The organism is Staphylococcus caeli, from assembly GCF_051413795.1.
In the GTDB taxonomy this organism is placed as follows: domain Bacteria; phylum Bacillota; class Bacilli; order Staphylococcales; family Staphylococcaceae; genus Staphylococcus; species Staphylococcus caeli_A.
This window is the reverse complement of the sequence record NZ_JBOIRQ010000011.1, coordinates 43,718-70,640: the sequence shown is the minus strand read 5'-3', so window position 1 is coordinate 70,640 and position 26,923 is coordinate 43,718. Positions and strand designations below refer to the sequence as shown.

Genomic DNA, 26,923 nt, shown 5'->3' with positions numbered 1-26,923 from the left:
TTGAAACAAAACCTATAGTAAGCAATTGTATTTGAGTATATCAAAACTCTTAAAAATTTATAATCAATTAGTTGTTAAAAGTTTTTAATACAGAAAAAGTCACTCCTTCAAGTAAATATTGAGGAATAACTTTATAAACATAAGATGCTATATTTTAATTTTAACATTACATCGTTCGTATCACATGAATAATTTAACTAAGCTACCTAACATTAATAGCACTAAAATAAGCATACAAACAAATTTAATTGTCAAATACTGTTTCTTTTCTTTTTCAAATAATTTATTAGAATCTGCATTATTTAGTTCATTTTCTATCTCTTTGTTAATTTTTTCTAATTCATCATTGTTATAATCTTCTTTATTCATTACAATACCTTCTCAACTCATATTTTATGTGAACTATTATATCAAATAAGTATATCTCTCTTAAATTAAATAGTGAACTAGGATGTGTCAGTTTTAATATAAAATGATTAGTGTTATTCAGCTTGTGTTCCAAAAGGTACATATTTTATTTTTACATTTTTTGGTATAACCTCATATTGATTAAATAACATTTGGTATTTTGAACTTGTTGGCGTTGCATGATGAAGATAATTTTCAAACGGTAATTTTTCCATGGTATATACTTTGGATTTTGGATGAGCTTTTATTTCCGCTTTTACTTGTGCAATTCTTGACTCATTCACATGATGGATAAAGTAGAATGCGCCTAAATACATCATTGCCAATAGAATCGTTGCCCCAATTAACCATTTTATATTTGAACGATTAAATAACTCTAATCTTGAAATTAAAATAACTGATATAACGACATAAATCACATAAATTGTATAAAAATTGCGCGGTCCAATTGGTGAAACAATGATTAATGGTGCACTCACACATAGAATTGCCCCAATTAAAAAGAATAATGTATACCTTACCTCTTTATCAAAAATCACAGCATGAATTGCAGCAATTAAAGCACATAAAAATACGAAACAAACCAATGTATTTAAAGCATTTGTAATTGTAATCATGTGTGCATTTTGTAATTCAAACTGGCGGTATATTAAGAAATAATAAACTGGTAACAGTATCAATCCACTCACTATAAAATATTTTTTAACACCTTGTACATTGGCATTGCGATAAATCATATATAGTAATATTCCAATTATCAACATAATGATTACAATTTGATTGAAAAATAACCAATCTGGCATCGTTGTAGTTAGTGTTCGATAAACTTTATCTATTAAACCTGTGTCACTTGAAACGTTTTGATAATCGCTACCTTCAAAAAATATCTTTCGATAATTTGGATTTAAAAACATAATAATGGTACCTGATAATGAAATGAGTATGCCAACTACAAACTTCGGATTCATTTTTTTATGCAAAATTACGTGAAGTATAATCGCAATAAATAGAATCATAGTGTTAAATAGCGTAGTATTTTCCATAAAAAATTGTCCTATAAAACAGACAACGTAAAAAATAATATTTAAAATCAGTGATAACCTAGAATTTTTAAAAAGCACACTTACAATGTACCAAATGATAAATAATGCACAGAAAGTTGCTGGTACATAATTGTAAAATCCGGCAAACCAACCATACGTTTGCTTATAAATTTCACTAGGTATCGTCAGCATTAATATGAATGCTAACATGTAATTAACCTTGTCATTAGAATGCTGTGCAAAACGACTAATGACCCATAATATCAAAATACTCATTACTGCATAGGTCAACCATCTAAACAAGTCAATACGTACAGCGACTATTTCTAACATATTACCTAAATAGCGCCCATTTAAATTAGCAAATCGCTCTTGCAACATTTGAATACCATATTGACTATACCAATCCCAATCATCATGAGTTAAAGGTGTGAAGAAAGCCATCAATATATAAAATATAAATAAACCAGCTATAATTAAATACGTTTTATTAATATTTAATATTCTCATATGAAGAAACCTCACGATCTTGTAAATTGGTTTGGCGTACAATATACAGTGGACGGTGCTTCACTTCATAATAAATTCTGCCAATATATTCACCAATAACTCCTAGCGAAGTCAATTGCACCCCACCTAAAAACAGCACTGCAAAGATGGTCGTAAAGTAACCTGGAGTTGCTACGCCATAAGTCACTGTGTATATAAAGTTATATAAAATATAGATAAAACTTATGCCGCATACCAACAAACCAAGGTATAAAATAGCTCGAAGTGGTTTATTATTAAAAGAAATCAGTCCATCTATTCCATAATTCAATAACGAGCTAAATGACCACTTAGACTCACCTTCAACACGTGCAACATTTTGATATTCGATAATTTTAGGTTCGTATCCAATCCAAGCAAACAAACCTTTAGAAAAGCGGTTGTATTCTCCAAGCCTCACTATTTCTTTTACTGCACGTTGACTTAATAATCTAAAGTCGCCTACGCCATCAACTAAATCAACATCCACAATTCTATTTATCAATTTATAATACAATTTAGAAATTGCCTTTCTTGCGATGTTTTCACCTGTTCTATCTCTTTTGGCCACAACCTGATCTTCACCATTTCTATAATGTGCAATCATTTGTGGAATTAATGTCGGCGGATGTTGAAGGTCTCCGTCTAGAATAACAGTTGCTTCTGCTTCTATACTCGCCTGTAATCCTGCATACATTGCAGATTCTTTCCCAAAATTTCGCGAAAACGAAATATACTTTACTGCTGTGTCTTTCATTGCCATTTGTTGAATCATAGATAACGTACCATCTTTACTACCATCATCCACAAATAATAATTCGTATTTATAATTATTGATGTTACTATCTTGTTGCATAATTTCTGTTAACTTAGCATATGTTTGTTCAATAACGGATGCTTCATTAAAACATGGAATTAATAATCTAATCATAAATCAGAGTACTCCTCTTTTTTTATTATATATATAAGTATTTTCATAATTTATATTATACAATATGAATGGGTGGATGTAGTATATTTTTATACTCTATTCACAAAATAATTTTATTACTTAGAAAAGTTATTATTATATTTTTGGGTTTACATATACTTGAATAGTTTAAAAACTTTATTCCCCAAATTAACTACCAACTTTTTTACTGATTCAACAATGTTGCTATCTTTCCCTTTTATCACATCACTAACTACCATATAAACAAAGAGCCTTTGACATATAAATCCATGCCTCAGACTCTTTGATTGTTAAAATAATTTTATTTAGATGCTGCTTCTTTTTTGTTCTCAGCTAGTTTCTTTTCATCTGCTTTTGGTGAGTAATCTACATTTGTTGTATAATCATTGCCAGCATTCCACAGTAAGAATTCATTGATACCATGGTCTTTTAATGCTTTAATTTGCGCTTCAACTGCTTGACTATCATACGTCATATAATTACCTTCATCAAGGTATTGTGCTGTGAAATCTTGTAACCACGGACGTGATTTAGGTTTTTGCTTACCTAGTTTATTCAATACTTCAGTTTCTTTATCTAAATATTTGTCCACAGCACCATACGGCTCTTTGTCAGGTGCATCATATCCAAAGTCACCAGGGCTCCAGTGCGATGGATAAATCATTGAAGAAATTGCATCTGTATTTTGCGCAATTTTAGGGAAACTTTGTCCAATACCTGGTGCTTCTTCCACCATTGCTGAATAACCAAATACATCAGCTGAAATTTCTACCCCATACGGTTTTAATTCTTTACGTGCTGTTTTCAAAAATTGAGTAATTGTATCTACACGTTGATCAACATCACTTAATTTACTATTTTTATAATCGCCCTTATCATACGACAAACTGCTTTCTACATTTTCAAAAGCTTCAGGAAATCTTACATAATCATATTGTATATCTTTAAAGCCTGCTTTTGCTGCTTCTTTAGAAACATCAATATTATATTTCCATACTTTTTTATTAAATGGATTCACAAATTTATCGCCGCCATCGCTTTCCCATACAGAACCATCTGATTCTTTAAAAGACCATTCTGGGTGATTTTCTGCTAAATTTTTATCTTTAAAAGTAACAATTCTAGCAATTGGATAGATATTTTTCTCTTTCATTTTCTTAAGCAAAGGTTTCGCATCTACTAAATCTAAAGTGTTTTTATCAATTTCTTTATTTCCAGTATTAAAATTAACAGTGATATTTCCGCTGTCATCTTTTACATCAATAACCATTGCATTCAAATCAGTATCATCAATGAATTGTGTGAGCTCATTAAATTTGTCACCTTTTGTCGAATTTGCACTTACATAGATACCCTTCACGCCATCTTTAGGATACTTAATAGATTTATTGTTTTTTGTTGCTTGCTCTGCCTGTTTATTGTGACTTTCTTCTTTATTGCTTTTTCTTCCGTCGTTATTAGAACAAGCAGTTATAACTAACATACTCGCGAGTATGGTTGATACAACCCATTTCCCCTTCATTTGCATTGCCCCCTAGGCTTTTTCATCCTTTATTTTTAATATTTCTATATCAAGTGTACGTCACACAATTAATATTGCAAGCATTGTTTTGTGTATATAATTTTGTTTGTACAATATTTAAAAGAATACATATATAATTTCTGGAATTGTTCCATCAACCATATTTTATCAATATTTATGACTTCTTCATTCGCGCATAGTGCCCTCAGACAACCCGATGACTGACCTGACTTCAAAATGCTTGTAATCTATCTACGCTACACTAAATTTAGCAAAGTACTGTTAACGTTTAATTAAATAGACGTAAATATTTTAACTAAAAAAGTTGGGAATTAACCCTCCCAATTTAAATCGTCTATACTTTCTATTAACCTTACACAGCTAACCACCCAAAAAGAAATCTACAACATCACTTGTGGTGTTTTTTCGTGCTTTATATAATTCAGTATAACCACAGCTTTTGTAAGTAATTGTTGTAAAATTATTATGCTGCACATCAAACATTTTAGACAATCCTGATCCATTAGCAGATAATGTACCTTCTTCAATTTCTGTGTAACCATATTTGATACATCCCTTTTCCATAATCTTTTCCCATCTTTTCAAATGAATTATTTATCTTTATCACTCGTCCAACAAGATTAAAACTTATTGTAGTTATATTCACCAAAACCAAAGTACTGTAAAATATATATAACTATTTACTTTCATTTTTAGATTAAAGAGGTGATTAAAATCGTATTCGGCGCCGAAATAATTTTGTTAAAACAGAACAAAGTTATACGCAATTTTTATCAACATCAAGCATTAACTGAAGATTCTGCACTAAGTTACCAAACACTTCAAATTACAAACCATCGCACATTCACCAATCTTTTAAAGGTAGGTGTCATCGTTGAAGTCAATCAAACTTACTACCTTTCAGAAAGTAAGTGGCATGATTTTAAACGTTCAGTAATACGCTTTTTCTTAATTTAAATCTAAAATTTTAAATGAGGCTGGAACTAATAACATTGTTCCAGCCTCACACTATGTTGTATGTCACATATTAATGCTTCTATAACTTACTTTTTATTTAAATACTACTGCCATCTTAAACTATTTTCTTTCTAATTTTCCCAGAAATAAAATCAATAACTGCCACCATAATTACTAAACCGATTAATATGATGCCTACTCTATCCCAAGATCTTGTTTGAAGTGCAAAAATCAATGGCGTACCAATACCACCTGCACCAATCAGCCCTAATATAGATGCCGAACGTAAATTTAATTCAAATCGATATAATACCAATGATAAGAATGATGGTAATATTTGTGGAATAACTGCGAATACTAATGTTGTAATTTTGTTTGCACCACTCGCTTTTAATGATTCTGTCGCGGTTAAATCCAAATTTTCAATGTCTTCAGCGAACAATTTACCCAACATACCAACAGAATGAATACCTAGGGCTAACACACCTGAGAACGACCCTGGACCCACAGCTTTGATAAAAATTAATGCCATTACAATTTCAGGAAACACACGAATGACACTGAGCAAAAACTTACTTGTTCCAGAAACTGGCTTAAATTTCACAATGTTTTTGGCACCTAAAAATGCAAAAGGAATACACACAATTGCAGCGATGAACGTACCAATCACTGCGATGGCAAAGGTTTCTAATAAACCACGAAGTAAATCTTCTCCACCCTTAATGTACACAAATCCAAAATCCGGATGAATCAACCCACTAAAAATAGAACCTAATATCTCCATAGATTTCGATTTAATCTCTAGTGCTGGCATGCCAGCAAATGCCCAAATGAGTATCACTAACACAACTACAGAGATAACGGCACGCTTAATCACTTGCTTATTCTGCTTATTGCTTTTCAATGCATCATATTTTGTCATATCTGTCATGTTAATTTCTCCCTCACTTTCGAGCTGATTAAATCAATCACTACCACAATGACTAATGTGAAGATAATAATCATAGCAGTACGGTCATATTGAAACAGCCCTAGTGTTTGGTCGTAATACAAACCAATACCACCTGCACCAACTAATCCTAATACGGCAGCTGCCCTTATATTGATTTCAAATGCGAATAGTACGTAAGAAAAGAACGAGGCTAATGCTTGTGGCACAACGCCAAAGATAATCCACTTAATTCGATTTGCTCCAACAGCAGTCATCGCTTCCAATGGGCCACGTTCAATACTTTCTAAAGATTCATAGAGTAACTTACCAACAATACTAATCGTGAGAATCATTACTGCTAAAACACCAGGAATTTGACCAATGCCAAATACCGCAACGAATACGGCCGCAATCAATAATTCAGGAATAGTACGTACAATATTTAAAATTAATCGCATAGGTACAGATATCCATTTAGACTGTGCAATATTATGTGCACACAGTAACGCTACAGGAACTGCGATAATCGACCCGATAAACGTACCTACAATCGCCATGCGAATTGTATCAATCATAGGTTGTAATATATCACTTAGGTATGACCAATCTGGTGGAAACATAGCTGTAAACAATTCCCCGATTTGTGGAATACCTATAAACAAATCAGTGATACTGAAACCTGTGTAAATAAAGCTCCAAATAACCAAAAATAGAATTAATAACATTGAAAAGAGTGTCTTTTGGGATAACTTTCGTGTTAAATATTGATCAAATGATTTTTCTGGTGCTGCCATTTAATCCACCCCTAACTTCTCATCCGCACTGATAGAACGTCCATAAATTTCACTAAATGCTTCATCTGTCGCTTCTTCAACTGGACCATCAAATACAAGTTTACCGGCGCGTAATCCAATAATTCTTGTCCCATATTCACGTGCTAAATCCACGAAATGGAGATTGATAATAATCGTAATCCCTAATTCTTTATTAATTCTCTTTAAATCATCCATAACTTGTTTGGTTGTAAGTGGATCTAAGGAAGCTACTGGTTCATCGGCTAATATAATAGATGATTCTTGGCACAACGCACGTGCGATTGAAATACGTTGTTGTTGTCCACCAGATAGTTCATCTGAACGTGCATTATGTTTTTCTAAAATATTCACACGTTCTAATGCTTCTAATGCTTTAATTTTGTCTTCTTTTGGAAATAATCCCAGGACCATTTTCCAAGTTGGATGATAACCAACACGCCCACTTAAGACATTACGCATGACGGAAGACCGCTTCACTAGGTTAAAATGTTGGAAAATCATGCCTATATTACGTCTCATTTCCAATAACTTTTTACCACTCGCTTTTGTAATCGATTCACCTTCAATAGTAATATCTCCAGATGTGATATCATGCAATCTATTCACAGAACGCAATAACGTTGATTTCCCAGCACCGGATAAACCTACAATTACTGCAAAATCACCCTTCTCAATATTTAAATTAATATCATCTAAACCAACATGCCCGTTATCATAAACTTTCTTCACATTTTTGAATTCAATTTGGCTCATTTTCTAACACCCTTCTCATACAAAGAAAAGCTAGCTCAAGTTGAGCGTAGCTTTTAATTTTTTAAATATACTTACGAATCTTGTTCAATATCACATATTATGTGATTATTTTAGGTCTTTAACTTTTTTATCGTATTCTCTTACTTGATCAAAGTTAGAATCTTTACTATCTGTATATCCTTCATGTGAGTAAACTTCACTGATGATCTTGTGACCTTTTTTAGTTTTTGAAATGTCTTTAAATGCTTTTTTCAGTTTATCTCTCCACTTGTTATCCATGTCAGATCTTACAGAGATTGTGTCATTCGGAATTTTTTCAGTAAGTTTTAAAATTTTAGTTTCATCAAAAACTTTAGGTTCATCTTTTTTAACAATATTACGCGCATCTTGGAATACTGCTGCTGCATCAACGTCACCATTCATTAATGAAATAATTGCTTGGTCATGTCCTTTAACATTAACAACTTTCATATCTTTATTAGGGTTAATGCCTTCTTTATCCATATCAACAACTGGATACGTGTAACCTGCAGTAGATGTTACATCTTGTAATGCAATTTTTTTATCTTTTAAATCTTTAATACTCTTGATACCTGAATCTTTTTTCACAAGAATTTCTGATTTATAATTGTCTACTAATTTATCACTGTTAGAACCGTCTTTATTTACACCAAAACGTTGTGCTTGTAATAACACGTCTGCTGCTTTTTGGTCATGCGCTAATGTATATGCAGTTGGTGGTAAGAAACCAACATCTACTTTTTTAGATTTCATTGCTTCTACAATTGTATTGTAGTTTGTAGATACTGATACTTTAACTGGAATATCTAATTCTTTTGATAATAATTTCTCTAAAGGTTTCGCTTTTGCTTCTAACTTATCTGCATTTTGAGAAGGTACAAATTGTACTTTTAACTCTTCTGGTTTATAATCTTTCTTCTTACTATCGCCATCTTTACCACTATCTAACGAACTTCCTTTGCCCCCACATGCTGCTAACAATAACGTCACTGCAACAACTAACACCATTATTGATTTAATTGACTTAAATCTTTTCATAAAAATAATAGCCCCTTCCAATATATGTATAAATTTCACATGTTACTTACAAAATTAATGCTATCATATAATTCTTATATAAATTATTTAATTAAAGTAAAAATAGTAAGCGTTTTGTTAAACTTTATTCATTTTTTAAGTCACTCTTAAGTTTGTGTAAATATTCACTGTTAACCTATGCAATATTTAATTTTAAATTATAATGGAAAAGAAACTGTTTCCATCTTTATTTTCCAAATGATTGATACATAAATAAAAATCAAATTTAGAGGAGTTACTTTAATGAAAAAATCATATCGACTATTATCTAGCCTTTTAATTACTTCAGCCATTACTTTAACAAGTGTCAGTACAATGCAAGCTGCAGAGGAATCTGCACCAACCATCGGACAAAATCAAAACGGTGAAGTACTATTTGACAATACACATGGCCAAACAGCTGGCGCAGCGGACTGGGTCATTGATGGTGGCTTCTCAGACTATGCCAACAGTATTGCGCAACAAGGCTATCAAGTGAAAGAATTACGTGGTGAGTCTAATATTACTCCCGAAGCATTAAGTGGTAAAAAAATGCTCGTTATTCCTGAAGCGAACATTCCTTTCAAACAAACCGAGCAACAAGCAATGGTAGATTACGTTAAACAAGGTGGTAATATTGTATTTATCGCAGACCATTACAATGCAGACAGAAATTTAAATCGTATAGATTCATCAGAAGCAATGAATGGTTATCGTCGTGGTGCTTTTGCAGATATTACAAAAGATATGTCTAAAGATGAAAAATCCTCTAAAGCGATGCAGGGTGTGCAAAGCTCAGATTGGTTATCGGACAATTTCGGTATCCGTTTCAGATATAATGCCTTAGGAGATATGAATACAACGAATCTTGTTAAAGGAAAAGACGGTCTCGGCATCACTGATAATGTGTCATCATTATCTATTCACGCAGGATCAACACTTGCGATTACCAATCCAGAACTTGCTAAAGGGATTGCCTATGCACCAGATAACCTAGATCAGTCTAAAAAATGGTCACACGCTGTTGACCAAGGTGTCTATGCTGGCGGCGGAAAAGACGAAGGTCCTTATGCTGCTGTTTCTAAAGTCGGTAAAGGGAAAGCTGCATTTATCGGTGATTCTTCATTAGTAGAAGATAGTTCTCCTAAATACAAACGTGAAGATACTGGACAATCGAAGAAAACATATGATGGTTTTAAAGAAGAAAATAACGGGCAATTTTTACAAAATTTAACAAAATGGTTAAATAAATCCGATGACAGTCAATCTATCAAAGACATGGGCGTTACATTAGATAATAAGACACCATTAAAAGATTTCGAAGCACCTGCAAATTCAACAGAAACACAAGCAGAGCCATGGAGCCAACCAAGCCCAAATTATAAATGGTATGACCGTTCAACATTTGCTGCAGGTAGCTATGGTTCGGACAAACAAGGTAACACAGGCGGTAGCGGTGACGGAAATACAGGTGGCGATACAAACCCTCCAACTGACCAAGGGGATAGCTCAAGCACCATTCAAAACGCTACTTTCGAACTTCCTGAACATGTGAAATCTGGTGAAACTTTCAAAGTAAATGTAAACATTAAATCAAATCAGCCTAATAGCACACTGAAAGATTTAAAATTAGGTATTTATACTGAAAACGGTACACAAATCGGTCAATTTTCTGCAGATGGTAAAAACTTTACTCAAGCAGGCTATAGTGATAGTCAAACAGTGAAGACAGATGGATCTGGTAACGCGACTTTAACACTTTCTGCTAAAATTATTAAAGATCAACACGGCCAAGCCAATATTAGATTAAAACAAGGTAAAAAAGCACTCAATACACAAACAATTACAATTGACTAAGGAGGACCCATATGACTGAGCTCGTATTCTATGTCGTCAGCGATGTACATGGCTATATTTTTCCAACAGATTACCAACAAGCACACCAGTCATTACCTATGGGACTATTGCAAGCCAAGCAAACTATTGATCAAGACCGTTTACAGCATGACCACACTTTATTAATAGATAATGGGGATTTCTTACAAGGATCTCCATTCTGTTCATATTTATCTTCACATTTAAATAGTAGTCAACCACTTACCAACATTTATAACAATATGGGGTTTGATGTAGGTATTATCGGTAATCACGAGTTTAATTTCGGTATGCGCTACCTAAAAGACACGCTACAGCAATTGAATTATCCTGTACTTTGTGAAAATATTTTAAAAAATGACCAACCATTTACGGGTGAAGGTGTCACTTATATCAAAAAAGCCGGCGTACAAATTGGAGTTATTGGTTTAACCACACAATTTATACCAAATTGGGAACAACCGCAACACATTAAAGATCTTACCTTTGAAAGTGCGAAACAAGGGTTACAACGTGTTCTGCCTAAAGTCAGACAGCAAGCCGATATTGTCGTTGTTTGTTATCATGGTGGCTTTGAGAAAGATATCCATACAGGAGCAACAACCGAATTACTTACAGGGGAAAATGAAGGCTATGATCTTCTTACTGAATTTGAAGGCATCGATGTACTCATTACTGGCCATCAACATCAAACGATTGCTGAAGTGATAAACGGTGTTCCTGTCATTCAACCCGGTACTAAAGGTCAACATGTTGGGAAGATTACTCTGAATATCGAGGAAACGTTAGCGACTAATGTGGATGAAATTAGTGTTCAAAACGCTACGAATAAGCATATTCGTCATGTAAAAAGTGAATTACTGCCAGTAACTGGCGAGCGTCCTTTAATTTTAACTGATTCACAAAAATCATTAGAAAGTGACGTCGAAACTTGGTTAGATACGAATATTGCTACATTAAACCAACCAATGCGTATCGATGACCATTTTGAAGCACGCAAGCAGCCTCACCCGTTTATCAATTTATTGAATTATATTTTATTAGAAGCATCGGGGGCAGATATTTCAAGCACAGCATTATTTGACACAGCCACTGGTTTCGATAGAACTGTGACAATGCGAGATGTGATTAATAACTATCCATTCCCTAATACATTTAACGTATTAGCTATGTCCGGTCATGAGATAAAAGCATCTTTAGAAAAATCCGCAGCTTATTTCGATATTGAAAATGGTGAAGTTGTAGTCAGTCCGACTTCAATTAAACCTAAACCACAGCATTTCAATTATGATATGTATGGTGGTATTTATTATGAAATTCATGTTAATGCGCCCGTTGGTGATCGTGTTAAGAATATCCTGTTTAAGGGTGAACCTATGGACATGTCAGCAACTTATACTATCGTACTTAATAACTATCGTGCTGTTGGTGGTGGTGGTTATACAATGTTCAGTTCCGACAAAATCGTCAAAGATATTCAAACAGAAGGTGCACAACTCATTATTGATTACTTAACACAACACCCAGATGTCAATGTGCCGACCGTTACAGATTTCAAAGTACTGAAATAAACTTGGACAATTTTCGAGAAACAAGACATCCCGCAGTATTAAAAAGACATCAATTTTCGATGAGCCTCGAAAATTGATGTCTTTTTTGTTTCTAAGTTAATTTTTATTTTTCACTTTTAGTCCACGGTAACGACTCAGCGTTGCACAAAACTCCTGTTTTCTTGGTAACGCGAGATTTCCTGGATGACCTTTAAACGATGAAATTACGTCTAATCCTTGTTTTTCAACAACGTCATACAGTTTGTTTGTAGCTTCAAATAATGTATCGTGCTCATTCAGTAAATTCTGTTGATAGTAGTCCAACATTTCCGCCAAACATTGTGTCTGGCTACGATCAACAAGTTGTTCTAAACCTGAAATATCAATAAGTTCTTTTCCATATAAAATCGAAAATTGACCTTTTACTTTAAAACGTGCATCCTTCCCTTTTTTAGCAAAACTAGATTTCAAAGGTACTCTAGCTGGCAATGCACCGAATGTCTGATTTGTCTTCATATTACTCTGACTAGCATCTGCACGTACAATAGATTTAGCATTTTCTGTAACATCCTTGAGCACATATTCATCCATCATCAACACATGATCTGCCGCATCAAAGTAATTTCCAGAACCACCAACGATTAATATTGTAGAAACATCATAATCTTTATAAAGTGCACCCACTTTACTCGCAAACGGCGTAATTGGTTCCTTTTCAGGTGCAATCAACTGCTGCATACGACTGTCACGAATCATGAAATTTGTCGCAGACGTATCTTCATCGATGAGTAATAATGACGTATTAGCTTCTAATGCTTCCATAACATTAGTCGCTTGTGACGTACTACCACTCGCATTTTCAGTTGAAAATTGATGTGTATTTTTATTTCCTGGTAAATTATTAATAAATGGACTAATATCTACCTTCTCAATATTACGACCATCTTCCGCACGTATTTTCATAGCATCATGACAAGTGATAACATATTCTCTACCATCACCAGCAATATGGTTATATACGCCACGTTCTAATGCCTCAAGTATGGTTGATTTCCCGTGAAAACCACCGCCGACAATTAATGTAATACCTTTAGGCACACCCATGCCAGAAATATTTTTACCACTCGGAAGTGACAATGTGACCTCTACACTTTTCGGACTTTGAAAGCTTACAGCCCCTGATAATTGTTTATCTGAAACGCCACTTTTACGAGGTAATATCGAACCATTTGCAACAAATGATACAAGCTGTTTATGTTCAAGCGCTTCACGAATATAAACTTGATCTAACATTAAAGTAACTTGCTGCTCAAGTTCAATTTGATCTATATTTTTATACAATAGTGCCTCTTCCACTATTTTAGGTAACATTTCTATTAATATATTAGAAGCAATATTTCCTAAAATTTTCCTACCAGCAGCCGGTAATCCAATTTCTACTCGAACTTCTATATCTTGCTTATTGATTACAACGGCAGTACGTTCTAGCATTTCTTGACCACAATGATCAATGGAAATATTTCTCACACTTTTAGAATATTTATTACTCTGTTTGAAAGTTTCAATCTTTTCTTTAAATGCTCGCGTTAGAAAATCAGAAGTTGCAACAATTTTTTCTTGTGAATCTAAGAAGTTGTTTGGAATATTTGCAGTTTCACGTTTCATTATGACTCTCATTTTAGAAGGTGGTGCATACGGATCCACTTGTGCATGATCTACTGCTAGACGAAATTGTTCAAATTGATACTCACCCTTAAGCCGTTTGTATGCCCCATATTTCTGACCATCTAATGATTTTAAAAGTTGTGCCAAATCTGTAGCCTGTTTCAATAGAATGCCTCCTAGAATAACTTTGATTTATTATTATTTATTCAATTGACCATTATAGAACAATGAATTCAACGTGTACAACAAAAGTAAATGCATTAATTGTCTTAACAAAAAAAGTACCAATCTCAATGAGACTGATACTTTTTAAAAAATAAAACTATACAGGATAAACATTCTTAATTGCATCATTTAACGCCGTTGCAAAATCATACATCGTTGTTGTCCAATTATCTATATTTTTACGGGCAGCTGTGCTTGAGTTTCCATCTTTAAAGAAAGCTTTTCTTAAAGCCGTCGTTAACTCTAATTGAACACCCGTACTTCCATCTACTTTATTTATAAAATTATTACTATTTGCACCTCCGAGATATTCTGGTGGTACTTTTACGACAAACCCTTTATTTTCTAATTGGCTTTGAATCGCATCTCTTAATGGAGACTTAGCCCCACCTAAATATACGCTTGGTTCGTCTCCCTGAGCTCCATGTATTGAAATCGTAGCAGTACGATCTTCTATCATTTCATGTAATGTCGCATCGTCATAATGTGTAGATGTGACGTGCAATTGTGTATTATTAGACGGTCGGATAGCTTCAAAAGAAAAATAATCATAATTCCCATCATCAGCAACTAATTTTGTTAACTCTGTAGTACCCTGTTCAATATTTCCGCCATGTGGTGCTACAATCAGCACTCGACTTCCTGAATCACGCGTATCTTTTTTCCAATCTATACCTTCTTTAGTATCATTATATAAATCAGTCATTGATTTATAATAGTCTGGTTTACTTGTTTCAACTGGCATATCTAGAGCAAGATTCGTGATTGCTGGTACTGCGGCCGGTTGTTGAGTATGCGTATTATCCGATTTTGACGGTTCTGTTGCTGTTTGCACTTCACTTGGTTTCGTAGGTTCTATTGGTGCCGTCGGTTTCTTCGTTTCTGTACTTGGTTCTTTCACTGATGTTGTTGGTTTCGTAGGTGTTGTGCTCGGTTCTTTCACTGACGTTGTTGGTTTTGCCGGTGTTGTACTCGGCTTCTTCACTGATGTTGTTGGATTCTTCGTTGTCGTGCTCGGCTTCTTCACTGACGTTGTTGGTTTCGTAGGCGTTGTGCTTGGTTTCTTCACTGACGTTGTTGGTTTCGTAGGTGTTGTGCTCGGTTTCTTCACTGACGTTGTTGGTTTCGTAGGTGTCGTGATCGGCTTCTTCACTGATGTTGTTGGATTCGTAGGAGTTGTGCTCGGCTTCTTCACTGATGTTGTTGGTTTCGTAGGCGTTGTACTTGGTTTCTTCACTGATGTTGATGGTTTCTTTGGCGTTGCGCTCGGTTTCTTCACTGTTGTTGTCGATTTAGCAGGCACAACTTTAGAAGTTGTAGGTGCTTTGGTTGTTACCGCCTTAGCTTTGGCTGTTGATTTTGTTGTAGTCGTTGGCTTAATTGACTTAGCTTTAACCGTTGTAGTATTCACATTTTTTAATGTAGTTTTATTAGTTGATGTACTCGTTTTTGGTGTCTTAGTTACAGTATGCGTTTGCGTTGATACAGTACTAGCATGTGCCTGTCCACTCGCTAATATAATAGAGCTTATCCCAATGACAGTTGTTACAATTCCCAATGCCGCTTTTTTATTTGAAAAGGTGCGGACTTGTTTAATCAATTTCATTTAATTTCCCCTTAAAAATTCATCTGTAATTTTAATGATACACAATATTTTGGTTAAAGCAATCATTCAAATAATCTTTTACTAAAGATTCAAATAGCGGTAAAATAATAAACTAATTTGTCATGAAATCTTAATTTAAAAAGACTATTCAATCATTTGAAATTGAATAGTCCTTATGTTTAAAATCTTTATTTTGTTTTTCGATCAATATCTAATTTCGTTACATAATTGGGTCTTTCTTTTCTAAATAAAAACTCACTATTTCTAATAGAAGCAAGACAATCTACCCTACGACGTTGAGCTTCAAATATATCCGGTGCGTCTAACACAATAAAATTTGCTGGTTTCCCTTTTTCTAAACCATATTCATCTTCAATTTGCATCAATTTGGCACCATTGTACGTGATCAAATCAAAATTACGTGGGAAGTCCTCCTCACGCATTAATTGTGTCGCATGAAGGCCGTTGTCTAAAATATTCATTAAGTTCCCTGAACCTGCCGGATACCACAAATCTACAATAGAATCTTGACCAAAGGCAATATTAATATTATTATCTACAAATTCTTTTACACGTGTTAAACCACGGCGTTTAGGATAAGTGTCTTGGCGTCCTTGTAAATATAAATTTTCAGTCGGACATGCCACAAAATTCAAACCAGATTGTTGGAATAATCCCATCATGCGGAATGCATAAGCATCGTCAGCCGAACCGAATGAGCATGTATGTGAGGCAGTTGTTAATTGACCATAACCTTGTTTCATTGCCTCAGCATTCAATTTTTCTAAAAACCTTGCTTGTGAATCATCTGTTTCGTCACAATGTACATCAATCAACTTGTTGTATTTAATTGCGAGACGGACAATCTCTCTTATTGATTCAGCACCTTCTTCTGGCGACCACTCGTTGTGTGGAATACCTCCAACACAATCTGCTCCTAATTGTAGCGCTTCTTCTACCAAGTCTCGTCCGGTTTTACCTTTTTCTTTAAATGAATACATACCATTTTGAGGAAAAGCTACTACTTGAATCATAATATTATCTTTTAATTCATCTCTTACTTCAATCGCTGCCTTAATCCCTGTTAAATTAGGGTCTGTGCAATCTGTTTGTGCACGGATATACTGCGTACCATAACCTGCGACATCATTCACAGCTTGACGCATACGTGATTTCATTTCTGCTTTAGTCGTTCCTTTTTTATAATCATTCCATAAATCAATAGCTTCAAATAGTGTTCCAGATTCATTTTTTATCTTAGGATCTTGACCTGTAAAATAATAATCTAAATGCAAGTGCGCGTCGACATAAGGGGGTAAGACTAACCCACCTTCTAAATCTACAACTTCATCCGCTTCGCCAAGATTGTTACCAAATTCTACAAAGTATCCATCTTCTGTTAAGATCTCGGAAGCCGCATCATGTTTATAAATCGATACATTTTTAAATTTTTTACGCATTTAATAACCTCCTAAAATGACTATTACACTTCATATTATAAAAGTTTGGCCATTGCTTTGCTTAATAAACGCATTACTACTTTTGATAATAAACTTTTATTTTATGTGTTTTTCTATAATTTATGCCATAAACGCCTATTCTATGCTTACTATTTTTAAAAATTAGAACTAAAAAAGACAATTATACTTATCATTTTGACTAATATAGTTGTCAAAATGACATATATGTTATATATTGTATGCAAGGAGTTGATACCATTTGCGAAATCGCGTTAAAGAATTACGTGCTCGTGATGGCTACAATCAAACGCAACTAGCTAAGAAAGCTGGTGTCTCTCGACAAACCATTTCTTTAATAGAGCGTAATGATTTCATGCCTTCCATATTAACTGCAGTTAAAATCGCACGTATATTTAATGAACCTGTAGAACATATCTTTATTGTAGAGGAGACTGATTTATGAAAGTAGGACGTTATTTACTGCTTATAGTATTAGGTGGAATTATTGGTGGCATTATTGGTGCACTGATTGGCGCTTTTGATAGTGTTTCTCGATACACTGATATATTATCACATATTATTCTCTCATTTAATGGTTTAATCATACTGTGTGTTATGGCTTCAATCATTAATATAGTACTTACTTTAGTACTCTATAAAGTACAGCAACAGGCAATTACTTACAAACAACAAACAGAACAAGTAATCGATGAACAACAAGCTGATCATTATGAAAAAAAGGCCAATATAAAATTTATTAACTCGAATTTTATATATTATATTCAAATTTCAGTAAGTTTAGTGACTATGTTAATCATTATTCTCACACATAGTTCTGACGATGCAATTTTATTTTCAATTATTCCATATTTAATTACCATGGTTCCATCAATTATAATTGGCTTTTTTGTACGCAAGTTTGATTCAAGATATCCAAAACAAGGTGAAGAACAATATACCGAAAAGATCCTAGCCATAATGGATGAAGGTGAACGACATATCACGCTCGTATCTATGTTCAAAATATATCATTATAATTTAGTTATCGTTATAACTGGCGGCATTATACTTGGTTTATTCTCACTTAGTACTGGCATCAATCAATCTGCCGGCCTATTCATATTAATCATTCTTTTCATATACAATGCATTCGGATATACATTGAAAGTACGCAAATTCTATAAATAAATTAAATTTTGAAAGTGGGGCAATTATGGAACAGTTATTAAAAGTACAAAATCTCAATAAATCATATAAAAAATCAGAATTTCATCTAGCTAATATCTCACTCACACTTAATTCAAATGAAGTCATCGGTGTCATTGGTAAAAATGGTTCTGGAAAATCCACATTATTTAACACCTTAGTCGGCAATCGTTTTAAGGATTCTGGAGAAATTGTATATTTCGGAGATGCCATTACTGAAAAAGACAATACATTTAAGGAACATATTGGTGTTGTGTTTGACGATTTACGTGTTCCTAATAAGCTTACAATGAATGATATCAATAAGATTTTCTCTAATATTTATAGTACATGGAATTCTGATAAATTCTTTTCACTTATCAAAGGATTTGAGTTACCTACCAAAAATGAAATCAAGTCATTTTCTCGAGGTATGCGTATGAAAGCTGCGCTATCTATTGCGTTAGGTCACGATAGTAAGATTCTCATTCTAGATGAAGCAACTGCTGGCATGGATGCCTCTGGACGTGAGGAAGTCGCAGAGATACTAGAAGATTATGTTGCTGAAGGAAACGGTATTTTAATTTCATCACATATTTCTGAAGATATTGAACAATTAGCAACTAAGCTCATTTTTATGAAAGATGGACAAATCATCCTCGAAGAAAACAAACAATATTTGTTAGACCATTACGGTATTTTAGAACAACCTGAAGCCGAATTTAATGTACCTAACGATATCATTGTTGCTTCAAGATCTCGTAAAGATATGAGAATCACACTGGTTAATCAACGAGATGCAGTAGCTGGTGCACGTCCTCTATACAGCATTGATGATGCTACAAAATTAATTATGAGAGGTGAACACTAATGAAAGGTTTAATATTAAGCAGCTTTTACACTGCAAAAAAATCACTTTACACGTATCTTGTAGTCGCAATTTTTGCCAGTATCGCTTTTTCATTTCTGAATCCAATTATGGCATGTTTTTTACCTATGATTTTCCTTATTTCACCAGTCACAGATAATATCAAACATGAAAAAGACTCCAAATGGATGTACTATATTTCTACTTTGCCAAGCGGTAGAAAGGCATATGTAAACGGCTATTTCACTTTTTATGGTGTGCTAATTCTTATCGGTTTAATACTTGGTACTGTCTCCGTATCAATTGTCACTCAAGATATTGCAATGATTATGACGGCTATATTGGTTGGCATTGGTGGCGCTGGTACTTATGCGATGATGTTTCCACTAACGTTTAAATTCGGTCCTGAAAACTCTAACGTTATTCTTATAACAACATCTATCATCGTAATCGCTCTATTTTTCATTGTCTTTTACGGTGTGATTTTCACAAATTTAGATTCTTCAGTGTCATCGTTAGATACATCAAATATGGGCATCACTTTCATATTTGTTGGTATTTATGCAGCGATTGGTCTGTTATGTTTAATCATTTCTTACATTACATCCATGCGTATTTTCAGTAAACAAGAATTATAATAACTTATTGTTCTATACTAATAAACTATAGTCTTACTTTTCATCACTAAAGCTTGAGGTATATACCCTAGGCTTTAGTTTTTTATTAAAATTTTATTTAGATATAGTAAATTTCAAAAATTACATAATTATATTTGTTATATTCAATACATCAAATGAAGTGAGGTATATCAAGATGTCTTTGAATTGGCAACGCAAGAGTACAATAACAATTTTTTTATTATTAAGCAGTTTAATTTTAGTATTTTCAACAATAGCCCAAGCTGATGAACAAAGTAATAAAGATAGTCTAAAGATTACAACACATAATGTTTATTTTATGCCTACAGCAATATATCCGAATTGGGGACAATCGCAACGTGCTGATTTAATTCCACAAGCTGACTATATCCAAAATCAAGATGTTGTTATTTTAAATGAATTATTTGACCAAAAAGCATCAAATCAACTTTTAACAAATTTACAAGCACAATATCCTTATCAAACTCCGATTGTTGGTCAAGGTACAGAAGGTTGGCAAAATACATCAGGTACTTATAGAAAAATAAAACAAGTAAATGGTGGCGTTGGTATCGTGAGTAAATGGCCAATTGCCCAACAAGAGCAGCACATTTTTAAAAATGGTTGTGGTGCTGATAAGTTAGGTAATAAAGGCTTCGCTTACATTAAAATAAATAAAAATGGCAAATTCCAACATATTATCGGAACTCACCTTCAATCCGAAGATTCAATGTGTATCAAAGGCAAAGATCAAACGATTAGGCAAAGTCAGATGGAAGAAATCAAACAATTTATTAAAGACAAAAACATTCCTCAAAATGAACCTGTATATATTGGCGGTGATTTAAATGTCATTAAAGGATCAGATGAGTATCAACAAATGCCTGATAACTTGAATGTTACAATGCCTACAAAATATGAAGGCCATACTTATAGCTGGGATACACAAAGTAATGGTATAGCAAATTATAATTATCCTAAATTAAACCCACAGCATTTAGATTATATTTTAGTAGACCGAGACCATGCACAACCAAGTTCATGGCACAATTATACACACAAAGCGAAATCGCCAATGTGGTCTGTGAAATCTTGGGGCAAGACTTATCAATATGATGACTATTCTGATCACTATCCAGTTTCTGCATATAGTTCGAAATAGCATGACTTTATTTACATCAAAACTTTAAATACAGATACTTAAAATGGGAGCTATACGGAAATCAAAGTTTTATAACTGATTTCTCATATAGCTCCCTTATTGTTGTAATTTTATTTCAGCATTTTAGTACTATAATAGCTTTTTCTTCGTGAATTTGTTCTGTATCCATCTAATAAAGAGTGCTGCCGTGATGAATAAACCGAGGTAACCAACTACTTTAAATACAAAGTTAACAAGATCAACAAAGCCTACAAAACTTAATATATATGCTAAGATCAAAGTTACTGATAAAAGCAATACATAAGATTTAGACCCAGGTTTTGTAAATCTATTTAAAAATGGATATAACATTCCAATACAACTATTAAAAATAACACCAAACATAACCACTGACATTAAAATACCAATCATTGGATGTATATCATTCGCCAATATTAAGGTCGGAATATCCACTTTGTTTGCATTTTCAATATTCGCCATTAAACCTGCTACCATAATTAATAATAATGCACTAAAAGCAAGTCCACCAAAGTATGCTCCTCTGCCGGCAGTCTTATGACTATGTGCATCATTACCAACAATTGTTAAAAAACTAAAGCTATTACCAATGATTAAACCACCATAAATCATCGCATCCCACCACCAAGACGGACTTGATGATTTAGAAGGTTCAACATGTTGTTGTACTTCCGAAAATGGAATCGTTGGATTTAAAATATTCGTACCTGCAATAATTAATACGGCAATCACTAAAAATGGTGTCACTGCACCCAAAACTGTTAATATCTTATCAAATTTAAGCTGGAGCACAATGAATAGCAGTATCACTATTGCGAGTGACCCTATCCACATAGGTATGTTAAATCCTTGGTTAAGTGCTGATCCGCCACCTGCAACCATAACGACGGTTAAACCAAAAAGGAAAAAGATAATTAAGAAGTCTATAATTTTTCCCATAATTTGACCAAATAAATTATATAACGATATATCGTATGATTCAGCATCAACACGATATCCTAATTTTGAAATTTGACGCGTCCCAAATGTGACAATAATCCCCGTAATAATTGCCGCAAGATAAGCATAATTACCGTGATTCACGAAAAACTGTAATAATTCTTGTCCAGTAGTGAAACCCGCACCCACTATAAAACTGAGATATGCAAGTGCAATTCCAATCGATGCTTTATTATCTTTACTCAACATGATGTAAACTCACCTCAAAAATTATGTATTTCACAACAATCAGTTTAACATATATTTATTTTTTGTAATTTTGCTTTAATTGCGCAAAGTATAATTGCGGTTTACGAATTCTTTATTTTTAAGTAATAATCACCAAACATAACAATGAGATAATTAAAAAGTAAGGGATTTTAACTATTTAGGGGGATTTTATGTTTAAACATATTAAAAAAAACACGAGATATTCTATACGTACAAGTGCAATGGGAGCCGCTTCAATCGTTATCGGTACTTGTCTATTCGTAAGTGCACACAACGACGCATCTGCTGATGAAATTAGTTCAACTCAAAAGCAGCAATCAACAAATACAATTGAAACATCAAATAATGAAAATGCGGTCGACCAAACCGCTGAAGTATCTAGTACAGAACAACAACACGATAATCAAAGTCAAAATCAAAATAAACAAAATATTAGTGATAACCAACTTGAACAACAAGAGACTAAAGTAGCTAATACACCAAAAGAAGAAATTGTTAGCGACAGTAAAAATGTACAGCAAGAAACTGATACGCAAGCTACTGCCAACACAAACAACACTAAAAACATTTCTGATAAAAATAAAGAAACAAATAAATCAAATGAAACAAAAAATAATGATGCAAATTTAACTAATGAACCTAGTATTGATCCAAAATTTTCGGTAGATAAACAAAAAGAGAAACAGCTTGTTGAAAGTACGCCAAAAAAACAAGCTATACCTGAACAATCTAATAATGAAAAGTCGCAATTACATAAACAGGCTAACTCAAATGCAGCTGAAACAACTCAAGTAGATGATAATGTTACTTCTAACCAACATAAGCAAACAACTAAAACAACCAATGATACTAACCAACCATCTAACTCAGTAAAAATACGTACTAAAAACGAAGCTATCCAAGCAGAAACACCTACTTCAGAACAAGCTGTTGCAAGTGCACCTGCAAGTAAACCTAGTGAAAGTCAAAATAATAAAAATGAAGAAATCCATACAAATAAGACATCTTTCAACAAAAACACAAATACTAAAAAAATCGAAACATTAACTACGAAAGAATGCAAACAGCTTTATAACAAAATTCAGAAAGATGCAGCGAAGCAAGATAAGGCACCTAAAGCTACATTAAGTAATGTTTCATCAAACTCAACTACGAGTAACAAAACGCGTAAGACATCAGACAAGTCTTCTTTAAGTATTAATCACTCAGGTCGTTACGAAAGTGGTTCGGATTTTGGAAAAGGCGGCACTGAAATTGTAAAATATAACCCAAAAAACGGTTATGCTTATTCAATAAATGGAGATAAAGAATCATTAGATATTTTAGATATCAAAAACACCAAAAACAAGAATATCAAACATATCAAACGCATTTACTTACAAGATGCTGGTATAGCATCAGGTGATTTAACAAGTGTAGCCATTCATCCAAGTGGTAAATATATTGCACTCTCCGCACCTGCAAAAGACAAAACGCAACCCGGACACGTTGTGTTTTATACTGAAGATGGAAAATATATAAATAATTTGACTGTAGGCAGTCTACCAGACATGCTTACGTTTACAAAAGATGGCTCTTATTTACTCGTAGCCAACGAAGGTGAACCTTCAGATGATTATAAGACTAACCCGGAAGGTTCTGTCTCAATTATTGATACATCTGGTGACCCGGCACACTTAAAATCTAAAAATGTGCGTACCGCTTCCCTGACTAAAGCACATATGAATGATTCAATCCGCAAATTAGGTCCAAACAAAGATGATGCTTACTTAAACTTAGAACCAGAATTCATCGCCGTTGATAAAAGTGGTAAGTATGCATATATCACAATCCAAGAATCAAGTGCGATTGCGAAATTAGATATTAAAAAAGGTGAATTTACAAAAGTTCAAGGATTACCATATAAGGATCATTCTTTACCTGAAAATGCAATGGACCCTTCAGACAAAGATGAAAAAAAAGAATTACGTACTGTACCAGTATTAGGTATGTTACAACCAGATACAATCACGTCTTATGAACATAATGGTGAGACTTATCTATTGATTGCTAACGAAGGTGACTCTCAAGATTATGATGGCTATTCAGAAGAAGTTCGTGTCAAAGATATCAAAAATGATATTGAACTAGACGCTAAATATTATAAAGGCTACACACAAGCTGAATTAGATGAACTTGTAGCAAATGGACTATTCGACGATGACCAGTTAGGTCGACTTAAAGTCACGACTTCTCATAAATTTAGAGATGAAAATGGAAAATATAAAGCGCTTGTCTCATTCGGTGGAAGATCATTTTCAATAGTAAAAGGATCTGATTTATCCCTAGTCTACGATAGTGGCAAAGATATTGAAGAACGCATCAAAGACATCCTACCAGAAAGATTCAATGCCAATTATGAAGATTACAATGACATTGAAGTCGATGGCCGAAGCGATGATAAGGGACCTGAAGTAGAGTCTATTGAAGTGGGTGCAGTCGGTGACAAAACTTATGCCTTCGTTGGATTAGAACGTACAGGTGGTATTATGATTTATAATATTACAGACCCTACCCATCCTGAATTTGTAAAATATGTTTATGACCCAGAAAATAAAGACATTTCACCTGAGGGTGTTACATTTATCCCAGCAGAGGATAGTCCTAATGGAAAAGCAATGTTAATGGTTTCTTACGAATTATCCGGTACAACGTCGACTTATACATTAGATGACCTTTCTGAAACAGACCAGCCAGATTCTAATAATCCGAATGGTGATAATGGCGAAAATGAAGGGCATAACGATAACGGCAATCATAGTGAAAATGGTTCGAATAATTCAAATAATGGGCATCACGAAAACAATCCTGATATGCCAAATTCTGGACAAGATACAGATTCAGAAACTCCTCACAATGCTAATAACAACCATGGTCAAATGACTGATGCTGAATTCAACAATTGGGTGAACCAAACTGACGATGTGCATGGGCAAAGTGAACAACCCATTGATGCAGAATTTAATAATTGGGTGAATCAAGCACACACAGATTCAAATATCGCGCAATCTAGTACAACAGCATCAACAAATATGACACATCAAAATGCGATTCAACACCAAGCAGCTATGACTTCAAATGCAGCTTCAGATAACACTAGCAATTCGAAGTCTGATCAACAATCAAATACTGCAAGTCAATTACCGGATACGGGTAAAACACCAAATCAAGCACCAATATGGAGCGCATTGATTTTAGGTGCTTGCTTGTTATTAATAGGTAGAAAACAAAAAACGAAAACAAAATAACACAGTCATTTCAATTTTCTAACATTTAAGTGAACATGACATCAAAAAATAAAGCGGAGACACTTCTATATGAAATGTCTCCACTTCTATTGTGGTTAAAATTCAAAAAAATATCATACTGATCTTTGATTCCATTTAAATCATTATTGCGTATTTATTCGTAAGAAATATTTTCGGCTTGATCAGCTTGATCACCGATATCATCTGAGCCATCTTTCTCCGTCTGTCTAATATAGTGATACAAAGCAACATATGAAGTATTCCCAAAGTCTTTAGCTGCTTCTGTAAATGGTATGGCACCCACATTCATAAGTAAGTGTTTATCGTCATCATTATATACAATAGGCGACATAGTAAAATAAGCCATAACCGCTGAATCTAGCGCACTTTCTTTACTTCCATCATTTGTTAAAACAGATACATTTGTTAATGGGAACCCTTCGTACTCCATTTGAACTACACCATATGACATCGGTTTAGGATTTTTAATATTCAGTAAATCATCTATCGTTTTTGCATCCTCAAATTCACTTTGTTTAATTATATTTTCAGGTTTCACTGTATAAGCACCTGGTTCTACTGATACTGAAATTAATTTATCGTCTTTAAATTTTGTTAAAATCTCAGCATAGAACACTGGTATATCGGATTTCCCTTGCTTCTTCCCACTCTTGTCGACATACCAATAATCTATCTGTTTGACACCTTTCTCTCCGGAATTCATTTCTTTACGTTGAACACCTTTTTTATCTTTGAAAAACGCGTCTACTTCTTTTACGGAAGATCCTTCTGATTCTTCGACAAATTTACTATCTGCCAATTTGACCTCATCCATTAATTTTTTATAATCTTCCCAACCTCTCATACCTATTTCATTAGTGAATGCTTTTTTAGTCATTAAAGGATCTAATTTTTCTAAAATAGGTAATCGATCAGCAGTACCAACATCTTCTTGAACTTTCTTATATTGTTCCTCTTTACTAGTAGCACCATCTTCTACTTTTGCACTATCGCTATTTTTTTTAACTGTTGTATGTTGTTTTTTCTCAGGTTTATCCGCCAATTCATCATAAAAGTCTTTCATAGAAGAATAACCCGCTAAACCTAACACCATTGATACAATCATATAACCAATTAAAATTCTCATTTTGTTATCCCCTTATTTAGT

Annotated in this window: 23 protein-coding genes; 9 read left to right on the top strand and 14 right to left on the bottom strand. The window is 33.7% G+C overall.

Going from position 1 to position 26,923, the window contains the following annotated elements:
* Positions 1 to 180: 180 nt before the first annotated feature.
* The 5 genes from ACSULM_RS07465 to ACSULM_RS07445 form a co-directional block, all read right to left on the bottom strand.
* Positions 181 to 369 carry a hypothetical protein gene (locus ACSULM_RS07465; protein ID WP_436861769.1) on the bottom strand — a complete coding sequence of 63 codons (189 nt, stop codon included), beginning with the start codon at positions 367 to 369 and terminating at the stop codon, positions 181 to 183.
* A gap of 113 nt (positions 370 to 482) precedes the next feature.
* Positions 483 to 1,961 carry a DUF6056 family protein gene (locus ACSULM_RS07460; protein WP_436861767.1) on the bottom strand — a complete coding sequence of 493 codons (1,479 nt, stop codon included), beginning with the start codon at positions 1,959 to 1,961 and terminating at the stop codon, positions 483 to 485.
* The gene (locus tag ACSULM_RS07455) at positions 1,942 to 2,910 is read right to left on the bottom strand and encodes a glycosyltransferase family 2 protein (protein ID WP_436861765.1); all 969 of its coding nucleotides are present in this window, start codon (positions 2,908 to 2,910) and stop codon (positions 1,942 to 1,944) included. Before ACSULM_RS07455 ends, ACSULM_RS07460 begins: the two co-directional genes overlap by 20 nt.
* A gap of 322 nt (positions 2,911 to 3,232) precedes the next feature.
* Positions 3,233 to 4,453 carry a putative glycoside hydrolase gene (locus ACSULM_RS07450; protein ID WP_436861763.1) on the bottom strand — a complete coding sequence of 407 codons (1,221 nt, stop codon included), beginning with the start codon at positions 4,451 to 4,453 and terminating at the stop codon, positions 3,233 to 3,235.
* Between the two features lie 381 nt (positions 4,454 to 4,834).
* Positions 4,835 to 5,038: a zinc ribbon domain-containing protein gene (locus tag ACSULM_RS07445; protein WP_436861761.1), complete on the bottom strand. Its 204-nt coding sequence runs from the start codon at positions 5,036 to 5,038 to the stop codon at positions 4,835 to 4,837.
* 174 nt (positions 5,039 to 5,212) lie between these two features.
* Here ACSULM_RS07445 and ACSULM_RS07440 point away from each other — a divergent pair, with 174 nt between their 5' ends.
* Positions 5,213 to 5,431 carry a hypothetical protein gene (locus ACSULM_RS07440; RefSeq protein WP_436861758.1) on the top strand — a complete coding sequence of 73 codons (219 nt, stop codon included), beginning with the start codon at positions 5,213 to 5,215 and terminating at the stop codon, positions 5,429 to 5,431.
* A gap of 115 nt (positions 5,432 to 5,546) precedes the next feature.
* Here the strand turns inward: ACSULM_RS07440 and phnE (ACSULM_RS07435) are convergent, their stop codons facing one another.
* From phnE (ACSULM_RS07435) to ACSULM_RS07420, 4 genes are all read right to left on the bottom strand, one after another.
* Positions 5,547 to 6,362 (bottom strand): phosphonate ABC transporter, permease protein PhnE, encoded by an 816-nt coding sequence (phnE, locus tag ACSULM_RS07435; RefSeq protein WP_436861756.1) that lies wholly within the window; start codon positions 6,360 to 6,362, stop codon positions 5,547 to 5,549.
* Positions 6,359 to 7,156 carry a phosphonate ABC transporter, permease protein PhnE gene (gene phnE / locus ACSULM_RS07430; RefSeq protein WP_069995467.1) on the bottom strand — a complete coding sequence of 266 codons (798 nt, stop codon included), beginning with the start codon at positions 7,154 to 7,156 and terminating at the stop codon, positions 6,359 to 6,361. Before phnE (ACSULM_RS07430) ends, phnE (ACSULM_RS07435) begins: the two co-directional genes overlap by 4 nt.
* Positions 7,157 to 7,930, bottom strand: a complete 774-nt coding sequence (phnC, locus tag ACSULM_RS07425) for a phosphonate ABC transporter ATP-binding protein (RefSeq protein WP_069995466.1) — start codon at positions 7,928 to 7,930, stop codon at positions 7,157 to 7,159.
* 105 nt (positions 7,931 to 8,035) lie between these two features.
* Entirely contained in the window at positions 8,036 to 8,959 is a 924-nt protein-coding gene (locus ACSULM_RS07420) for a phosphate/phosphite/phosphonate ABC transporter substrate-binding protein (RefSeq protein ID WP_436855919.1), read from the bottom strand.
* Between the two features lie 312 nt (positions 8,960 to 9,271).
* Between ACSULM_RS07420 and ACSULM_RS07415 the strand changes: the two genes are divergently transcribed.
* Positions 9,272 to 10,864 (top strand): DNA-binding protein, encoded by a 1,593-nt coding sequence (locus ACSULM_RS07415; protein ID WP_436861754.1) that lies wholly within the window; start codon positions 9,272 to 9,274, stop codon positions 10,862 to 10,864.
* 11 nt (positions 10,865 to 10,875) lie between these two features.
* The gene (locus ACSULM_RS07410) at positions 10,876 to 12,453 is read left to right on the top strand and encodes a bifunctional metallophosphatase/5'-nucleotidase (RefSeq protein WP_436861751.1); all 1,578 of its coding nucleotides are present in this window, start codon (positions 10,876 to 10,878) and stop codon (positions 12,451 to 12,453) included.
* 96 nt (positions 12,454 to 12,549) lie between these two features.
* Here ACSULM_RS07410 and ACSULM_RS07405 read toward each other — a convergent pair whose 3' ends face one another.
* From ACSULM_RS07405 to ACSULM_RS07395, 3 genes are all read right to left on the bottom strand, one after another.
* Positions 12,550 to 14,262, bottom strand: a complete 1,713-nt coding sequence (locus ACSULM_RS07405) for an ABC-ATPase domain-containing protein (protein WP_436861749.1) — start codon at positions 14,260 to 14,262, stop codon at positions 12,550 to 12,552.
* Between the two features lie 157 nt (positions 14,263 to 14,419).
* Positions 14,420 to 15,928 carry a poly-gamma-glutamate hydrolase family protein gene (locus ACSULM_RS07400; protein ID WP_436861746.1) on the bottom strand — a complete coding sequence of 503 codons (1,509 nt, stop codon included), beginning with the start codon at positions 15,926 to 15,928 and terminating at the stop codon, positions 14,420 to 14,422.
* 188 nt (positions 15,929 to 16,116) lie between these two features.
* The gene (locus ACSULM_RS07395; protein ID WP_436861744.1) at positions 16,117 to 17,388 is read right to left on the bottom strand and encodes an amidohydrolase family protein; all 1,272 of its coding nucleotides are present in this window, start codon (positions 17,386 to 17,388) and stop codon (positions 16,117 to 16,119) included.
* Between the two features lie 259 nt (positions 17,389 to 17,647).
* On the opposite strand from ACSULM_RS07395, the gene ACSULM_RS07390 reads away from it, so the two are divergent.
* From ACSULM_RS07390 to sph, 5 genes are all read left to right on the top strand, one after another.
* Positions 17,648 to 17,851 (top strand): helix-turn-helix transcriptional regulator, encoded by a 204-nt coding sequence (locus tag ACSULM_RS07390; protein WP_069995459.1) that lies wholly within the window; start codon positions 17,648 to 17,650, stop codon positions 17,849 to 17,851.
* The gene (locus ACSULM_RS07385) at positions 17,848 to 18,576 is read left to right on the top strand and encodes a DUF3169 family protein (protein WP_436861742.1); all 729 of its coding nucleotides are present in this window, start codon (positions 17,848 to 17,850) and stop codon (positions 18,574 to 18,576) included. The genes ACSULM_RS07390 and ACSULM_RS07385 overlap by 4 nt, the downstream gene beginning before the upstream one ends.
* 25 nt (positions 18,577 to 18,601) lie before the next feature.
* The gene (locus tag ACSULM_RS07380) at positions 18,602 to 19,444 is read left to right on the top strand and encodes an ABC transporter ATP-binding protein (protein ID WP_436861740.1); all 843 of its coding nucleotides are present in this window, start codon (positions 18,602 to 18,604) and stop codon (positions 19,442 to 19,444) included.
* Entirely contained in the window at positions 19,444 to 20,079 is a 636-nt protein-coding gene (locus tag ACSULM_RS07375) for an ABC-2 transporter permease (protein WP_436861739.1), read from the top strand. The genes ACSULM_RS07380 and ACSULM_RS07375 overlap by 1 nt, the downstream gene beginning before the upstream one ends.
* 181 nt (positions 20,080 to 20,260) lie before the next feature.
* Positions 20,261 to 21,241 carry a sphingomyelin phosphodiesterase gene (gene sph, locus ACSULM_RS07370; RefSeq protein ID WP_436861813.1) on the top strand — a complete coding sequence of 327 codons (981 nt, stop codon included), beginning with the start codon at positions 20,261 to 20,263 and terminating at the stop codon, positions 21,239 to 21,241.
* A 129-nt stretch (positions 21,242 to 21,370) separates the two neighbouring features.
* On the opposite strand, the gene ACSULM_RS07365 is transcribed toward sph, so the two are convergent.
* Entirely contained in the window at positions 21,371 to 22,447 is a 1,077-nt protein-coding gene (locus ACSULM_RS07365; RefSeq protein WP_436861737.1) for a YkvI family membrane protein, read from the bottom strand.
* A 191-nt stretch (positions 22,448 to 22,638) separates the two neighbouring features.
* On the opposite strand from ACSULM_RS07365, the gene ACSULM_RS07360 reads away from it, so the two are divergent.
* Positions 22,639 to 25,755 (top strand): choice-of-anchor I family protein, encoded by a 3,117-nt coding sequence (locus ACSULM_RS07360; RefSeq protein ID WP_436861735.1) that lies wholly within the window; start codon positions 22,639 to 22,641, stop codon positions 25,753 to 25,755.
* Positions 25,756 to 25,909: 154 nt separating this feature from the next.
* Here the strand turns inward: ACSULM_RS07360 and ACSULM_RS07355 are convergent, their stop codons facing one another.
* The gene (locus tag ACSULM_RS07355; protein ID WP_436861734.1) at positions 25,910 to 26,902 is read right to left on the bottom strand and encodes a hypothetical protein; all 993 of its coding nucleotides are present in this window, start codon (positions 26,900 to 26,902) and stop codon (positions 25,910 to 25,912) included.
* Positions 26,903 to 26,923 lie beyond the last annotated feature (21 nt).

Excerpts from the sequence above, each read along its gene's own strand:
- ACSULM_RS07465 (WP_436861769.1), bottom strand. The coding sequence starts at position 369 with ATGAATAAAGAAGATTATAACAATGATGAATTAGAAAAAATTAACAAA.
- ACSULM_RS07460 (WP_436861767.1), bottom strand. The coding sequence starts at position 1,961 with ATGAGAATATTAAATATTAATAAAACGTATTTAATTATAGCTGGTTTA.
- ACSULM_RS07455 (WP_436861765.1), bottom strand. The coding sequence starts at position 2,910 with ATGATTAGATTATTAATTCCATGTTTTAATGAAGCATCCGTTATTGAA.
- ACSULM_RS07450 (WP_436861763.1), bottom strand. The coding sequence starts at position 4,453 with ATGAAGGGGAAATGGGTTGTATCAACCATACTCGCGAGTATGTTAGTT.
- ACSULM_RS07445 (WP_436861761.1), bottom strand. The coding sequence starts at position 5,038 with ATGGAAAAGGGATGTATCAAATATGGTTACACAGAAATTGAAGAAGGT.
- phnE (WP_436861756.1), bottom strand. The coding sequence starts at position 6,362 with ATGACAGATATGACAAAATATGATGCATTGAAAAGCAATAAGCAGAAT.
- phnE (WP_069995467.1), bottom strand. The coding sequence starts at position 7,156 with ATGGCAGCACCAGAAAAATCATTTGATCAATATTTAACACGAAAGTTA.
- phnC (WP_069995466.1), bottom strand. The coding sequence starts at position 7,930 with ATGAGCCAAATTGAATTCAAAAATGTGAAGAAAGTTTATGATAACGGG.
- ACSULM_RS07420 (WP_436855919.1), bottom strand. The coding sequence starts at position 8,959 with ATGGTGTTAGTTGTTGCAGTGACGTTATTGTTAGCAGCATGTGGGGGC.
- ACSULM_RS07415 (WP_436861754.1), top strand. The coding sequence starts at position 9,272 with ATGAAAAAATCATATCGACTATTATCTAGCCTTTTAATTACTTCAGCC.
- ACSULM_RS07410 (WP_436861751.1), top strand. The coding sequence starts at position 10,876 with ATGACTGAGCTCGTATTCTATGTCGTCAGCGATGTACATGGCTATATT.
- ACSULM_RS07400 (WP_436861746.1), bottom strand. The coding sequence starts at position 15,928 with ATGAAATTGATTAAACAAGTCCGCACCTTTTCAAATAAAAAAGCGGCA.
- ACSULM_RS07395 (WP_436861744.1), bottom strand. The coding sequence starts at position 17,388 with ATGCGTAAAAAATTTAAAAATGTATCGATTTATAAACATGATGCGGCT.
- ACSULM_RS07385 (WP_436861742.1), top strand. The coding sequence starts at position 17,848 with ATGAAAGTAGGACGTTATTTACTGCTTATAGTATTAGGTGGAATTATT.
- ACSULM_RS07380 (WP_436861740.1), top strand. The coding sequence starts at position 18,602 with ATGGAACAGTTATTAAAAGTACAAAATCTCAATAAATCATATAAAAAA.
- ACSULM_RS07375 (WP_436861739.1), top strand. The coding sequence starts at position 19,444 with ATGAAAGGTTTAATATTAAGCAGCTTTTACACTGCAAAAAAATCACTT.
- ACSULM_RS07365 (WP_436861737.1), bottom strand. The coding sequence starts at position 22,447 with ATGTTGAGTAAAGATAATAAAGCATCGATTGGAATTGCACTTGCATAT.
- ACSULM_RS07360 (WP_436861735.1), top strand. The coding sequence starts at position 22,639 with ATGTTTAAACATATTAAAAAAAACACGAGATATTCTATACGTACAAGT.
- ACSULM_RS07355 (WP_436861734.1), bottom strand. The coding sequence starts at position 26,902 with ATGAGAATTTTAATTGGTTATATGATTGTATCAATGGTGTTAGGTTTA.